Source organism: Iningainema tapete BLCC-T55, assembly GCF_014698965.1.
Classification (GTDB): domain Bacteria; phylum Cyanobacteriota; class Cyanobacteriia; order Cyanobacteriales; family Nostocaceae; genus Iningainema; species Iningainema tapete.
Genome location: NZ_JACXAE010000088.1, coordinates 54,559 through 69,611, shown reverse-complemented (window position 1 = coordinate 69,611; position 15,053 = coordinate 54,559). Strand labels below are relative to the sequence as shown.

Sequence of the window (15,053 nt, the reverse complement as noted above, 5' to 3'; positions counted from 1 at the left end):
TTAGATAAATTTGTAACTTATCCTGACGTATTAAATCTACTTGTTGCAAAATATGAAGTAGTCGCATCTGGAGAGCAATTTAGTGGTAATTAACGCTCCTCGTCCTAAATCTGGCAATCAACCGATGTTGGGAGAAACGAGTCAAAAGTTAAGTTCTTTTAAAGAACGACACATTGGACCATCATCCGATGATGTTAAGCTTATGCTGGAGGTATTGGGTTATACTAATTTAGATGAACTGATCGACCAAACAGTGCCACAAGCAATTCGGCTTGATCGCCCATTGAATTTACCACCAGCAGAAACAGAATACGCTGCACTGTTCAAATTAAAAGAAATAGCTTCCAAAAATCAAGTTTTTCGCTCATTCATTGGCATGGGGTATTACGACTGCATCACACCACCTGTAATTGGGCGTAATATTCTCGAAAATCCTGGTTGGTATACTGCTTACACACCCTATCAGCCAGAGATTGCCCAAGGGCGACTCGAAGCGCTGCTGAATTTCCAAACCATGATTATCGACTTAACCGGGATGGAAATTGCCAATGCTTCTTTATTAGATGAAGCCACCGCAGCAGCAGAAGCAATGGCTATGAGCTACGGTGTTTGCAAAAATAAAGCAAATTCCTATTTTGTCTCTCGTGATTGCCATCCGCAAACTATTGATGTGTTGCAAACACGAGCTAAACCTTTAGGGATTAACATTATTATTGGCGATCATCAGAACTTCTCGTTTGACGAGAGTGAACCAGTTTTTGGCGCCATTGTGCAATATCCAGCCAGTGATGGTACAATCTATGACTACCGCGCTTTTATAGAAAAAGCCCATGCTGAAGGTGCATTGGTGACGGTAGCAGCAGACCCATTAAGCTTAACTCTTTTAACACCTCCTGGTGAATTTGGCGCGGATATTGTTGTAGGTAGCACACAGCGTTTCGGTATACCCTTAGGTTACGGGGGACCTCATGCAGCTTACTTTGCCACAAAAGAGGAATATAAACGGCAAGTTCCAGGGCGAATTGTGGGTGTATCAAAAGATGCTCAAGGTAAAACTGCATTGCGTCTTGCCCTACAAACTCGCGAACAGCACATTCGTCGTGAAAAAGCAACTAGTAATATTTGTACCGCACAGGTGCTGCTTGCAGTAATGGCAAGTATGTACGCTGTATATCATGGTCCTACTGGATTAAAAAGAATTGCCGAGAATATCCACCAACTCACAGCAATTTTAGCAGAAGGATTAAAACGGCTGGGTTACACTATCAGTTCAGAACATTTCTTTGATACCCTCCGAGTGGAGTTGGGAAAACGTTCCTTAGATGAGATTTTAAAAGCTTGCGAAACACACAATATTAATATACGTGTTTTCGATACCACGGCTGTAGGTATTTCCCTAGATGAAACTACCACGGAAAAAGACATCATCGATTTGTGGCAGATATTTGCTCAAGGCGATGGCTTTACTTTAGATGAATTGGATGTAGAGAAGCTCCGACGGAGCGTCTCTACAGCCTTCAGGCGTACTAGTACCTACCTTACTCACCCAATTTTCAACCGCTATCACTCAGAAACAGAGTTGTTGCGTTATCTGCACAAATTAGAAACTAAGGACTTGTCGCTAACTACGTCGATGATTCCCTTGGGTTCATGTACGATGAAGCTGAATGCAACATCAGAAATGGTACCAGTAACTTGGACAGAGTTTCGCAAGATACATCCTTTTGCACCTTTATCCCAAACACAAGGTTATCAAATCCTGTTTCAACAACTTGAGGAATGGTTAGCGGAAATCACCGGGTTTGCTGGAATTTCTCTGCAACCAAATGCAGGTTCTCAAGGAGAATACACAGGGTTGCTAGTCATTCGCCAGTATCACGAAAGTCGAAAAGAAGCACACCGCAACATCTGTTTAATTCCCACCTCAGCACATGGAACAAACCCAGCCAGTGCGGTAATGTGTGGGATGAAAGTAGTTCCCGTGGCTTGTGATTCTGAAGGTAACGTTGATTTAAACGATCTCAAAGCTAAAGCAGAAAAACATAAGTTAGAACTTGCTGCTTTAATGGTGACATATCCTTCGACTCACGGAGTATTCGAGGAGCAAATTCAGGAAATTTGTGCCGTTGTACACAGCCACGGTGGACAAGTTTACATGGATGGAGCAAATATGAACGCTCAAGTTGGACTTTGTCGCCCTGGAGATATTGGCGCAGATGTTTGTCACCTAAACCTGCACAAAACCTTTTGCATTCCCCACGGTGGTGGTGGACCTGGGATGGGACCAATTGGTGTAGCATCTCATTTAGTAGAATTTTTACCAGGACATGTAGTAATAGGGCATGGAGGTAAAAACCAATTAGCAACTAGCAATTCCCTTGGCGCTGTGTCTGCTGCACCTTGGGGTAGTGCCAGCATCTTGGTAATTTCGTGGATGTACATTGCCATGATGGGAGAAGCGGGTTTAACAGAAGCAACGAAGGTAGCAATTCTCAATGCTAACTACATTGCCAAGAGACTTGAACAATACTACCCCGTTTTGTATAAAGGAAAAAATGGTTTAATCGCCCACGAATGCATTTTGGATTTGCGATCGCTCAAAAAATCTGCCAACATCGAAATTGACGACATAGCCAAACGCCTAATGGACTATGGTTTCCACGCACCAACCGTCTCATGGCCAGTGGCAGGTACAATCATGGTAGAACCCACAGAAAGCGAATCCAAAGAAGAATTAGATCGTTTCTGTCAGACAATGATTGCCATCAGAGCCGAAATTGCCGAAATCGAATCCGGCAAAATGGACACTCAAGATAACGTTTTGAAAAACGCACCCCATACAGCAGAAAGTCTTATCATCGGAGAATGGAATCATCCCTACTCTCGTGAGCAAGCAGCATACCCAGCCCCTTGGACACGCGAACATAAATTCTGGCCAAACGTTGGTAGAATCGACAGTGCCTACGGCGATCGTAACTTTGTTTGCTCTTGTCTACCAATAGACGCATATAGCTAATAGACATAGCAGTGAAAAACAATGTAGAGACGTTCTATGGAACGTCTCTACAAGGGTTACTAACCTTAGGAGACAAAAAATGACCATCGGTATTTGGGTACTTGGAGATCAATTATGGACAGAACAAACAGCCCTACAAAGCTGTGCAACAGAGCATCAAAAAACACCAGTAATATTCATCGAATCCCTAAACCATGCTCAAAAACTACCCTACCATCTCCAAAAACTAATACTAGTATGGTCAGCCATGCGCCACTTTGCGCAACAACTGCGAGACGATGGTTGGCTTGTTACTTATGAGCAAGCAGTAGACTTTCAAACACCCCTCATAAACTGGATAAATAAGTATAAAATTACTCAAATACGAGTAATGACACCGAGCGATCGCCCATTTACCCAACTAATCAAACAACTAAACCTTCCATGCACCATCACATTTACCCCCAGCAACCCTACCAAGATGCGATGATTACACGAGAGCAGACAATGTGGCACGCTATGCTCTCACCTTACCTGAATATTGGGCTGCTACATCCTTTGGAAGTTCTTCAATTCGTAGAAAAAGCTTACGAAGAGAACCAGAGTGAGTGGCAGTTAAATAGTATCGAAGGGTTTGTGCGGCAAATTTTGGGCTGGCGGGAATACATGCATGGTATCTATATATATATGGGCGAAGAATACCCAGAGCATAACTGGTTTAACCACACCCACCCCTTGCCAGCATTTTACTGGACAGGTGAGACAAAGATGAATTGTCTGCATCAAATTCTCGCTCAGGTAAAAGAAATTGGTTACGCCCATCACATTCAACGGTTGATGGTGCTGAATAATTTTGCTTTAATTGCAGGTATTTCACCCCAAGAACTTGAAGACTGGTTTCATGCTGCATTTATTGATGCTTACGACTGGGTGATGCAGACAAATGTGATTGGGATGGGGCAGTTTGCTGATGGTGGATTGATGGCATCTAAGCCTTATGCTGCTTCAGCTAACTATATCAATCGTATGAGTGACTACTGCAAGAATTGTGTTTATAATTCGAGCGATCGTACAGGAGACAAAGCTTGTCCCTTCAACTTCTTCTACTGGGACTTTCTTGCCCGTCATTACGACAAACTCAAAAACAACAACCGCTTACGACAAATGCTGTGGAATCTAGAGCGAATTGAACCTCAAGAACTACAACAAATCCGCCTCAAAGCATCACAATGGCACACAGAAAATACCGAAACCCAGCACAAAGTAACTTGAGTGCCCCCCCTTCATAAGGGGGGGTTGGGGGGGTGGGATCAAACGCACCCTACCAACTCTTCTCTAATAGAAGGAGGTTGATACCCTAAAGCAAAAGCCTTAGAACTATCCAAAGAAACATCAGTAGGTCGAGGTGCTGCCATTTTCACATCTTGTTGTCTACAAGCTTTCAGTCCAGTAGCAGGAAGTTGAAACACCTCTACCATTATCTTACCAAAATCATAGCGAGATATCCGCTCTTTTCCCCCCAAATGAATAATTCCATTCACTTTTTCTAACGCTAATAATAAACCTTTTGCTGCAGTTGTGCCACTTACAGGCGTGCGAAACTCATCTACAAATAAATTTAACTCTTTGCCCTCTTGCAAAGTGTGAATAAAAGGTTGGATAAAGCTTTTAGCTGTAGGTGTTGACATGCCAAACATTAACGGCATACGGCAAACAGCAGTCATAGGATAACGTTCTAACATTCCTTTTTCAGCCATAACTTTTTGCTCACCATAAATATTAACAGGACATACAGTATCTGTTTCTTTATAAGGAGCATTTAAACCATCAAAAACTAAGTCAGTTGATGTAAAAGCGCAGGGAAGAGAATAATCAGCACAAAGTCCTGCAATATTATTTGATGCAGTCACATTAATTGCGTATGATTCATCTGGATGAGTTTGACAAAAATTTGGTTGAGATAGTGCCGCTGTATGAATAACTGCTGCTGGCTGAATTTCATTAAATATCCGTTTAAGTTCTTGAAAATCTGTCAAGTTAACTTTTAGTAATTTTGCGTCGGGAATTTCTAAATAATGGGAAAAGTACGTCCCATAAACTTCCCATTCTTGTGCTAACTGGCAAAGATGCCATCCTAAAAAGCCACTTGCTCCAGTAATTAATAGTTTTTTCATGTTTAATTTTAAACCGCAGAGGTGTAGAATATTAGGGAATTTTTAGAGATTATTGGTAAAAATTGATGTATTGATTTTCACAGTCATTTAATGCTTGCTTCCTGTCCCATATTTTTATCCCAAAGTTGTTAAACCTACAAATGTCTGATACGTTTGCAGTCACAATAATTACTTCATCAAAATATTCTTTTTGAGATAAAGCTTGAGCCACTAAAATGGCATCAATATCTATATTTTTTAAATTGGATGTTCCTTGACTTTTAAATCGCAAGTCTGCCCACAATTCACAAGTCAAATCTAAATCAGTATTAGACTCAAGAGGGATAAATTGTTTTCTTTGACGAAATTTATTGAGATTGTATACAGCATCTTGAGAAATAGAATTCCCTTGTAATATCCCAAGTGTAAGCTCTCTTCTAATTTCGTAATCAATAATTTCTACAACTTTTATTTGTATTTTTTCTTTGCTGATATTTCTCCAATTTTTTACGTTTAAAGATTGTTTTGGTTTTATAATTTCACCAAGTGGACCGCTATCTGGCAACACTATTCTTCTCATTATTTATTCAATTTTTTTAACATTTCTTCATATTCTTGTATATCTTTCTGTGAATATTCTTTTTCTGGGCAAAGTTTTTTGCGAAGGTGATAAATGCGAGGGCGCACCTTCCTAGTAGATGAGACAGGCAGGGCATCAAGTGTAATCCTACATTAAGGTGGACTGGATCGGGGTGGAGGAGAGCGAGTGGCAACCAGAGTTAATTAGAGTTATGTTTTGCATAAAAACGCTCATATTACGTTTACACCCGCAAATATGTATCTTTACCCTGATTTGGTAACACTTTCAACCGTTGATTTTTCAAGTCTGGCTCTAAACCTAAATCTTCTAAGGGAATCACACCTAATAAAGGATTTTCACCTGCTGGTAATTCCACACAATTATAAGTACCTTCCCGCCCTTCGATGGAAAGCTTTACACCGTCGAAGAGACGAAATTGTCTAACTCCTACAGCAGTATGTCCTTCTATTTCCCCAAGAAGTCTCAAACCCAATTGATTGATAACTTCTTTAGGTAAGCAGAGCCTAGTTGCACCTGTATCGACTAAGACATTATCTATTGTAATGGAACGTACCTGCTCACTAGGGATAAATCCCCTTTCTGCAAGAATTTCATCTACGTTGTTAGTGAGTTTTATTGTAGTGAATACTTGACCCATTTTTTGACTATTAGTTTTTAGCATAATTAACTCCCTCAAACACTATATAATGATTGGTATCTTTAAACACCTACATCCTTCATAACGGTATACTGCCGCCACTGCCTGAATTTTAACTATCGCTTCAATTGTACAAGGCTATTAAGGGTGATCGTCCACTCAGAGTGAATTTGAAGTGCGTTGCTTGTGTTGGGTGTAATTAGAATTATGTATCAATTTACTCTTTATGTAGCTCAGTAGTAAAAAAGAGTGATTTTATTCACCAGAGGCGATCGCGCTATAGTCAATAAGTGGTATGGTTTTATATACCATCGTCAAAAGTGAACAATTTCACTTCAAGACAACATAAGGAGCATCCATGAAAACAGTTGAATATATCCAGGAACAAGAATTCGATTCACTTTTGACAGACAACGAACTAGTTGTGTTTGATTTTACAGCAACTTGGTGTGGACCTTGTAAGATGATTGCTCCTCTTATTGATAAATTAGCCCAAGATTACGAGGAGCGTGTCAAAGTATTCAAGGTAGATCTCGATCAGAACCAAAGCCTTGCTAAAAGATTGAGCATCCGCAGTATCCCGGCAGTCATGATGTACAAAAATGGCACTCTCATGGAAACTATTGTTGGGGTAAAACCCTATGAAACATTCACACTAGCTCTAACAAAGCTGCTTTAGGCATTTCTCAATAATTAATTCGCAATTACAAATTGTTTTTTCAATTGCTAGCCCACTTGAATAAAGCAATCACACTCGATTTAACAACTGGAAAACTCGTCTCTAGAAATTCCGGCTGTTTTCAGGTTATTTCTGATGATTGAAACAGGGATTTCATCGTATGTTGGTATTACAACTGGTCTAGAGATACCAGGTTTGATGTAGCAACGATGGCTTCCTTCTTGCCTAGCAAAATCAAGCACCAGCAGCAAGAAATACCTTTTCTAGTCGTTGCCAAGAAATAGGTGTTATTCTTGGCATCAAGAAACACCTACTGTCACAGAAGAGCTACGAATATTTATACTGCTGTTGAAATTTGCTGTAATTATTAGAGATGTATAATATCTGAAGTCTGTTTTAACAAATTCACAAGAAGTAAATCTTAGTCGGTTTTAACCGAATTGGCGCTATTAGCCTTGCACGCTTTGTGCAAGGCTCTTATATGTCATTCGTATTAAACAAGAGTGAAATCTTGAGCAGTATACAGAGCTTGACTAGCAGGATCTGTTATGTTAATCAAATTACCCAAAACGCTAATTCGACCGTTGTCACTCAGATCTTGAGAGAACACAACTCTAGAGAAGCCCAGATTAAAATTAAAGTAAACAAACAAACCAGCATCAGCTGTGACAGCATCATTAGCAGCTATGGCAGCTGCTGCGGCACCGGCATTGGGGAACGGATCGAGCAACACTAATAAATTGCTATCACCAGACAATTGCCCACTGTTACCTGCTTGGAAGTTAAGGGCGTTGATGCCTAGCACATCGCTGCTAAACAACAATCGATCTTGTCCAATTTGGTAATCTGTTAATACATCTGGTGCATTAGCTGTAGTTCCAGCAAAGGGAGCATCAGAGAAAAAGAAGATATCGTTACCTGCTCCACCGGTGAGTCTGTTGATACCAGCACCAGCATCAAGGAAGTCATTGCCAGCGCCACCATCAATAATATCATTGCCAGCTTCACCCAACAGGATATCTTCACCTGCACCACCGAAGATGATGTCATTGCCATCGTTACCAAAAACGTTGTCATCACCTGCTAGAGCGATAATGAGATCGTTACCTCTAGTGCCGTTGAGGACATCAGCGTTCGCACTACCACCTGGTAATAGAGTTGCCATAATTGTTCTTTCCTGGGAATTTAGATGTGATTAACTATTAGATATCTCTTGTAGAGACGTAACATGAAACGTCTCTACATTATGAGAAGATATCTGTTACAACCTTTTCTGGGTAAGGTTTAGAGAAACTATGCAGTCATTTGACTACTCTAGTTACTGTGTTCTACTAAATTTATATTAGGCGTTTTTTGCGCAAATTACAGTGAGAAAAAGTCTGATGTTTTCAGATATTTTGTTGAAAAATTTGCGTTAATTAGTCATATTTCGTCATATTTCGTAGAGACGTTCCGCCGGAACGTCTCTACACAATCGTGATTTTCACTGAATTAATTCTTGAAATTCTTTGTGACTACGCACTTGATCAAAATCTCGGTCAGTTTTTGCCAATTTTTGATATTTACTTGGAGAAAGTGCGATCGCCTTCTCTAGATTCTTGGTTGCTAATTTAACATTATTTTGCAAAGCATAGGCGCAAGCTTTGTTATAGTATGCTTCTTGTTTATGGGGAGAGATGGCGATCGCACGATCATAGGATGATATTGCTTCTTTGTGGCGTTGCAACTTAACCAGCACAATGCCTCGATTAATCCATGCTTCATACTGGTTAGGAGAGATAGCGATGGCTTTGTTATATGAATACAGAGCTTCTGGATAACGAAGCATTGCAGTTAAAGCATTACCTTTATTAAACCATGTTTTTTGCTTGTTGGGAGAGATGGCGATCGCTTGATCGTAAGAGTATAGTGCTTCTGGATAGCGTCGCAAAGCAGTTAAAGCATTACCCCTATTAATCCAAGCACCACTATTTGGGTTAATTTCCAGTGCCTTGTCGTATGCTGCTATCGCTTCTAAATAGCGTTCGTTCCTTAATAAATCGTTACCTTTTTGAAAAAAATCTTCTGCTTGTTGAAAATCATTTGCTTTGGTAATGATTTGAGCAACGTTAGTCTCTTGTACAACTTGCTTGCTGTATTGTCTTATCGAGTTTGCCGAGTTACCACAACCGAGCGTCAAAAAGCCGATCAAGCCAGAGCTAACAAAGCAACGCCAACCGACCATGCTGCACCTACACAACTAACTACATAACTATAAAACCTTATTTTGTATTAAAAAAGTGTAAAGTCATGCTAATATTTTATGAATTAATGTACAAATATCTAGTGGCAAGAAAAATGACATGCGATGGCAGCAGAGCATACTATAAAACAGTACAACAAAGTCTGCTGATATCAAAAGATAATCATGCCGATTGAATCCGATCCTAACTCATCCGAGTCATCTACAGAAGAAACCATACCAGAACAAAGCCTGCAACCAGATGATTTTGACAGTATCAGTGAGGACAACTTGCTCCCAGATGGGCTTGTCAATCAACAGGCAATAGCTGCGATTGCATCCCTACAATCACCGCAAAATACAACTGCTCTCCAACAAGCCCTCTCTACTACACAACGTAGAAAAAATGCTCTGGTATTTCAACCAAGCGCATTGCTGCTAATTCTAATTGCTAGTGCCATCACAATCAGCGGCATAGCCCTAAATAACTGGTTAATTGGCGCTCTAGGAACAGCAGCAACTTTGCTATTATCAGCAACAATTTTGTTGCCTTGGTTGCTAATTGTTGTCGATGAGTGGTTTTCGGCACAAGAGAAAACACTGCTGGTTGCCTTCTTAGGATTAGGAGTAAGTGTCATCGGCATTATCAAATTTGCCGGCGTGGGCAATCTCCTCGTAGCTTGGGGACGCAAAATTAACTGGGAAGCTTCGGGAACACTAGCAGAATGGTACGGTGCTTTGGGGCAAATTGCGATCGCCGTAATCGCAGTTTACGTTGCTTGGCGACAGTACGTAATTTCCAAAGACTTGACAATTCAACAAAACCTGCTAACAGTTCAGCAAAATATTATCACTCAGCAGCAAACAATTGATTCCTACTTCCAAGGCATCTCCGATTTAGTATTAGATGAACAAGGATTATTAGAAGATTGGCCTCAAGAACGAGCGATCGCCGAGGGACGCACTGCTGCTATTCTCAGTAGTGTAGATGGGAGCGGCAAAGCCAAAATTCTCCGGTTTCTCTCCCGCTCCAAATTGCTCACACCCCTCAAACGCGATGCACGCTTAGGTAGAGCAATTCTCAACGGTATAGGCGGTTACTGCGAAGATCGCTTAGAAGGCGTGCGAGTGATAGATTTAGGAGTAATGCTAGCAGGATCGGATCTTGCTGAAACTGACTTACGTTGGACTGATTTATCGGAAGCAAATCTTGTCCGTGCCAACCTAAGCAGTTGTGACTTAGTCAAATCCAACCTCTCTCGTACTATATTATATGATGCCAACTTGAGTAAAGCAGACCTCAATAGTACTCGTCTGTTCTACGGCTCAGCTTTAGAAGCATCTCCTCGCAGTCGTACAGAACCACCAAATTATACCAGTGGCAAAAATACTGGCGCTGTAGTAGAAAACGCCAATTTCACTAATGTCAGTCGAATGTCTGATTCTTTGCGTTACTACTGCTGTGCTTGGGGAGGCGAAAAAACCAGAAGTACAATTCCTGGTGGTTGCGAAGGTATTCCTAATAAATTAGGCAGATGATTCGATTTTGTAAAGACGTTCCGGCGGAACGTCTTTACAAAATTCTGGTTAAAATCCTAAAAGATAAGTTTCGCCTTCTCGTAATGTAAGAATTTCAACACCATCCTCAGTGACAGCCACAGTATGCTCAAATTGAGCAGAAAGCTTGCGATCGCGTGTCAAAGCAGTCCAACCATCACTCAAAACCTCAGCTTCCCATGTACCTTCATTAATCATAGGCTCTATAGTAAAAACCATACCAGGTCTGAGACGCTTTCCCTTACCGCGTGTGCCGAAGTGGGGAATTTCCGGTGCAGTGTGGAAAACATTACTGATACCATGCCCAACAAAATTGCGCACTACAGAAAAGCCTTGTGACTCAGCATACTCTTGAATCGCTGCGCCAATATCGCCAATCTTTGCCCCTGGTTTCACCTCAGCAATACCTCTTCTACGACACTCGTCTGTCACCTCAACTAGCTTTTTTGCTTTTGGGGAAGGTGTACCAACAAAGAACGTCTTAGATGTATCGCCGTGATAGCCATCAACGATCAAAGTCACATCAATATTAATGATGTCACCATCTTTGAGGATCTGCTTGGCGTTAGGAATGCCATGACAAATCACCTCATTCACACTGGTGCAGATTGATTTAGGATATCCCTTGTAACCAAGAGGTGCGCTTTTAGCGTTGTGAGCCTGCGTCCATCTTTCCGCTTCGTCATTGAGTTCAAGAGTGCTAACTCCTGGCTTCACCATTGGTTCAAGATGATGTAAAAGTTCGGCTGCCAAGCGTCCGGCTTTACGCATTTTATCTAGTTCTCTGTTGGATAAGATAACAATTGTTTCGGTCTTCATAAAAATTTATCTACTCTTTCTGATATAATTATAGTTTATTTATGTATTTTTACTTAGCTGTCACATCTATTGATGCTTCTACTGGAAGATACACAAGTACATCTCCGTCCTCTATTATCCCCGTTTTTTGAAAGCCTAAGCTGAGATACAGTTTTTCTGCTACTACATTTTCAGGTCTGTAGCCTATTAAAATTTCGTTACAATTTGGCTTTTCTTTAAGTAACTTAATAACTAATTGCATTGCAGCTTTACCGTATCCCTTCCTTTGATGATTTTTGTCAATCATCAATCGCCAGATGTAATAACCACTGTTTTGATAACCTTTGTCCATGAGATCGTACATCAAAAAGCCAACCATAGTTTCTCCTTGATAAATGCCCAGTGTAACAGCAGATGGATAAAACTTGGATTGAGCAAGAGAATAGAGATTTGAAGCAACAAATTTTTCTTGTTCTTCAGTTGTTTTCAGACTAATACATTGTTTCCAATTATCTTTATTGATTGCCCTTAAAGTAATCTCCATAATTTATCTAATATGTAATATGCTTGTCTCATTTTACAAAAAGCAACAGTCTAAATTTCTACGTTGACTGCTTTCTCTAAACGATTAGTTTCACCTTGCGCATCCTTGAGTAAATCATTCCAGTTGTCTGGAGGGTTTCCGCTTTCAAGCATTTTCTTAAAATAGGCTCGCTTAGAGTTCTCATCATTAACCCAAGCGAAAACAATTATTTTGCTCTCTTGATGATATCGAAAAAACAGTCGGTACTGCTGAAAAAATTTAGCTCTAAACCAGTGCTTGTACTCATCACCAAGCGTAGTACCTTGACGATAATCACTACGTGTTGGATCTTGAGGAATAACATCAAATGCGAGCTTTGCTATGGCAGCTAGACGCTTTGTGGCGTTTTTTTTCTTGTAGTCTTGAGGATACTTCTGACGCAAATGTTCAACCTGCGTCCGAAGTTCTTCAAACTGGTTAAGTCCGAGAGAATGAGCAAATATGTTCCACCCATGAATAACTAGCGGCTGATTTTCAGACACACTTATTCATCCTCGTCAGAGAGTGGTGCATCAAGATCGAGATCGACTTCAGCAACCAAGGATTGAACATGGCTGACTAAATCAGAGCTAATCACTTGTATGTGTTGAGGATTCTTTTCGATATCTCTTGCCAGAAAATTCAAAAACTGCCCAAGTACAGGATCGCTCTCGGTGTTATCAGCGCGAGAAATCACTACTTGACCGTCAGGCTGAATAGTATAGCAGATTTTATCACGCTTATTCAAGCCCAGAACCTTGCGAACGGCATCGGGAATTGTCGTCTGATAGCGATCAGTAAGAGTAGATTCTGCGCATGGTACTGGTATTACAGCCATAGCTAACCTTTAAACTTATCAGTTAAACATCTCTAAAGTAATGCGCTCGCATTGTCTTGTCAAGCGTGACATTTTGGGCAGTGGCAAAGACTATAGCGTTTCCTAGTCTACAGAGGTACAAATTTATCTGTGTTTATCTGTGTTCATCTGTGGTTAATTACTTTTTCTTGTACCTCACGTCCGTGAGAACCGCTATAATCATCTGCCAATCTTCTTACTTTCCGGCGGTAAGTTGTAAAGCATACGCGATACACCTAAGAAAATTGCAGCAGCAATTCCACCAAAAATATAAAGCGCTTGATCGCCAGTACCCAGTCCGATAAACCGGATCACGACAAAGGCAATTCCTGCCAGCAAAATTAGTGGTGTAATATCTAAGTATCTGTGATGATCTCCCTCCTCAATTTCTAATCCTAAGTATTCTTCATCAATCACACGTTGTGCCAGCATGGGATTTCCTCCTGCACGCTCTTGTAATCTAGCAAAGTCTGAATTTTTCAACTCTAGTCCTCTTTCTAATGCTGCCTGCTCCATAATCTCGCGAATTGGTTTTTCTGGGAGTGGGTGAAGCACAATTGGCGGAAGACTCATGAAAACGTCGGTACGTGGCGGATCGGTTGCAAAAAGCATCATCGGTATACCCTGACGACGTAATTGTTTGAGCCAAAGTCGAAATTTACTCTCACAAAGCTGCGCATCATCGATGATTAAAAATGCCGTATTACTGTCAAAATAGGATGCGATCGCCCGTTTTAACTGCTCGGCTGTGAGCGCTTTACCTTCTATATTATGAGTGTCTATTTCCAACTGTTGGGCAATTTCTAAGAGCATTTGTTTAGGAGTTGCTGGCTCAATCAACGCCACTATAAATCCATCGTTGCGCAATTGTTCTGCTACAGTCTGTGCTAGTAAAGATTTACCGCTACCTTGTTCCCCAGCGACAACAGCTGCATTGTTTGCTAACAAGGTTGCTTTTATTTGTTCTAGGGTTTTTTGGCGGTAAAGCCGCATCTGTGTTGGCGCTGCTGGTATTTCTGGGTTAGGGCTGGCAGTGGTTGATGACGTTGCGGTGGAGTCAGGTTGGCTACTTGTTGGGGTTTGCTTTTTCGGCGCAAGCGATATTGCCCCAGCAACTATTGCAAGCACTGATAATACGGAAACACCGTTCACAGCAACAAATCCACTCACCAAAAGCATGACAAAAAAATTTGACCAGATATGAGTTGCCCAGACTGACGCTATTGCTTGAGGTGTATTGCTACTTCCAAGCGGTGTTACATGCTGGTTATCACCGCTTGGGTTAGCGCGTTTGGGTCGTAATAAGATCGATGTGAGAGAGAACATGATATTGCTGCCATTTCTTCTGCCTCAATCTCTTTTCTCATTTCTTCTGGTAGTAAATTAGGATTTTCCTCGTAATATTGTGCAACTTTAATCACAGCTAACCGCTTTGCTTTAACTCGCTGCTGCGCTTCTAACTTAATTTGCTCAATGTCAGCTTGGCTGATTGCTGGTTGAATTGGTGCATTGGTTGGTGCAGCCTCTGAGCTTATTGCAGCTGATTCCCCAGTTTGTTGAGAAATATCGGTATTTGTTGCAACTGTAATCGCTGTATTATTCTGTTCTTTCCACTCGGTAATATATTTTGAGACATCCCGATTACTTCCTCCGGTGCGTAAGCGCACCACATTTCTCGTAATACTTTTATTCTCGGACTCTAACTGAGCGCAGCATTCAAAGACTTTGTCTCTCACGGTTTTTTCTTGATTCATGATTATTGGTAGTGCATTAATGGTGCTGTCTTCATCATCATGGTACAGTATGCACCATTACTTTGCTAACAGTAGTATTACGGTGGTGCTGATGAAATTCTTTTGCGTTAATCTGCACCAAATATTTGGTGCGGAGCAAAAACATCTCGCTCAACCCACAACTATTTCTTCCAATTAGTTGCAACTCATAATCAGTTCGACTATGATTATTGATAGAGAAATGTAATATGAAGCCTCCCT

16 protein-coding genes and 1 pseudogene are annotated in these 15,053 nt (G+C 41.0%); 5 read left to right on the top strand and 12 right to left on the bottom strand.

The window, feature by feature from the left end; all coding sequences use genetic code 11:
- Nucleotides 1–82 precede the first annotated feature (82 nt).
- Nucleotides 83–3,016, top strand: coding sequence for an aminomethyl-transferring glycine dehydrogenase (gcvP, locus tag ICL16_RS30105; RefSeq protein ID WP_190835268.1), 2,934 nt, complete (start codon nt 83–85; stop codon nt 3,014–3,016).
- Between the two features lie 79 nt (nt 3,017–3,095).
- Nucleotides 3,096–4,267, top strand: a pseudogene (locus ICL16_RS30100) (cryptochrome/photolyase family protein).
- Nucleotides 4,268–4,305: 38 nt separating this feature from the next.
- On the opposite strand, the gene ICL16_RS30095 reads toward ICL16_RS30100, so the two are convergent.
- The 3 genes from ICL16_RS30095 to ICL16_RS30085 form a co-directional block, all read right to left on the bottom strand.
- Nucleotides 4,306–5,169: an SDR family oxidoreductase gene (locus ICL16_RS30095; RefSeq protein ID WP_190835267.1), complete on the bottom strand. Its 864-nt coding sequence runs from the start codon at nt 5,167–5,169 to the stop codon at nt 4,306–4,308.
- Between the two features lie 49 nt (nt 5,170–5,218).
- Nucleotides 5,219–5,728 carry a hypothetical protein gene (locus ICL16_RS30090; protein ID WP_190835266.1) on the bottom strand — a complete coding sequence of 170 codons (510 nt, stop codon included), beginning with the start codon at nt 5,726–5,728 and terminating at the stop codon, nt 5,219–5,221.
- Nucleotides 5,729–5,969: 241 nt separating this feature from the next.
- Nucleotides 5,970–6,410 carry a retroviral-like aspartic protease family protein gene (locus tag ICL16_RS30085; RefSeq protein ID WP_202895783.1) on the bottom strand — a complete coding sequence of 147 codons (441 nt, stop codon included), beginning with the start codon at nt 6,408–6,410 and terminating at the stop codon, nt 5,970–5,972.
- Between the two features lie 334 nt (nt 6,411–6,744).
- Here ICL16_RS30085 and trxA point away from each other — a divergent pair, with 334 nt between their 5' ends.
- The gene (trxA, locus tag ICL16_RS30080; protein WP_190835265.1) at nt 6,745–7,065 is read left to right on the top strand and encodes a thioredoxin; all 321 of its coding nucleotides are present in this window, start codon (nt 6,745–6,747) and stop codon (nt 7,063–7,065) included.
- A gap of 80 nt (nt 7,066–7,145) precedes the next feature.
- On the opposite strand, the gene ICL16_RS47840 is transcribed toward trxA, so the two are convergent.
- The 3 genes from ICL16_RS47840 to ICL16_RS30065 all read right to left on the bottom strand — a co-directional run bounded on the left by ICL16_RS47840 (nt 7,146) and on the right by ICL16_RS30065 (nt 9,289).
- Complete coding sequence (locus ICL16_RS47840; protein WP_420485314.1) at nt 7,146–7,307, bottom strand: type II toxin-antitoxin system HicA family toxin; 162 nt, start codon at nt 7,305–7,307, stop codon at nt 7,146–7,148.
- Nucleotides 7,308–7,558: 251 nt separating this feature from the next.
- Nucleotides 7,559–8,230, bottom strand: coding sequence for a hypothetical protein (locus tag ICL16_RS30070; protein ID WP_190835264.1), 672 nt, complete (start codon nt 8,228–8,230; stop codon nt 7,559–7,561).
- Nucleotides 8,231–8,548: 318 nt separating this feature from the next.
- A complete protein-coding gene (locus tag ICL16_RS30065; protein WP_190835263.1) occupies nt 8,549–9,289 on the bottom strand; it encodes a tetratricopeptide repeat protein in 741 nt (246 codons plus the stop codon).
- Nucleotides 9,290–9,472: 183 nt separating this feature from the next.
- Here ICL16_RS30065 and ICL16_RS30060 point away from each other — a divergent pair, with 183 nt between their 5' ends.
- The gene (locus ICL16_RS30060; RefSeq protein WP_190835262.1) at nt 9,473–10,825 is read left to right on the top strand and encodes a pentapeptide repeat-containing protein; all 1,353 of its coding nucleotides are present in this window, start codon (nt 9,473–9,475) and stop codon (nt 10,823–10,825) included.
- A gap of 48 nt (nt 10,826–10,873) precedes the next feature.
- Here ICL16_RS30060 and map read toward each other — a convergent pair whose 3' ends face one another.
- The 6 genes from map to ICL16_RS30030 all read right to left on the bottom strand — a co-directional run bounded on the left by map (nt 10,874) and on the right by ICL16_RS30030 (nt 14,813).
- Nucleotides 10,874–11,662, bottom strand: coding sequence for a type I methionyl aminopeptidase (map, locus tag ICL16_RS30055; RefSeq protein WP_190835261.1), 789 nt, complete (start codon nt 11,660–11,662; stop codon nt 10,874–10,876).
- Between the two features lie 49 nt (nt 11,663–11,711).
- Nucleotides 11,712–12,185, bottom strand: coding sequence for a GNAT family N-acetyltransferase (locus ICL16_RS30050; RefSeq protein ID WP_190835260.1), 474 nt, complete (start codon nt 12,183–12,185; stop codon nt 11,712–11,714).
- Nucleotides 12,186–12,235: 50 nt separating this feature from the next.
- Nucleotides 12,236–12,706 (bottom strand): type II toxin-antitoxin system YhaV family toxin, encoded by a 471-nt coding sequence (locus tag ICL16_RS30045; protein WP_190835259.1) that lies wholly within the window; start codon nt 12,704–12,706, stop codon nt 12,236–12,238.
- A 2-nt stretch (nt 12,707–12,708) separates the two neighbouring features.
- Nucleotides 12,709–13,041, bottom strand: coding sequence for a type II toxin-antitoxin system PrlF family antitoxin (locus ICL16_RS30040; protein ID WP_190835258.1), 333 nt, complete (start codon nt 13,039–13,041; stop codon nt 12,709–12,711).
- A gap of 198 nt (nt 13,042–13,239) precedes the next feature.
- A complete protein-coding gene (locus ICL16_RS30035; RefSeq protein WP_190835290.1) occupies nt 13,240–14,238 on the bottom strand; it encodes an ATP-binding protein in 999 nt (332 codons plus the stop codon).
- Nucleotides 14,239–14,315: 77 nt separating this feature from the next.
- On the bottom strand, nt 14,316–14,813 hold the full coding sequence (locus ICL16_RS30030; protein ID WP_190835257.1) for a DNA-binding protein: 498 nt from the start codon (nt 14,811–14,813) through the stop codon (nt 14,316–14,318).
- On the opposite strand from ICL16_RS30030, the gene ICL16_RS46200 reads away from it, so the two are divergent.
- On the top strand, nt 14,812–14,991 hold the full coding sequence (locus ICL16_RS46200; protein WP_238361024.1) for a hypothetical protein: 180 nt from the start codon (nt 14,812–14,814) through the stop codon (nt 14,989–14,991). The genes ICL16_RS30030 and ICL16_RS46200 overlap by 2 nt on opposite strands.
- Nucleotides 14,992–15,053 lie beyond the last annotated feature (62 nt).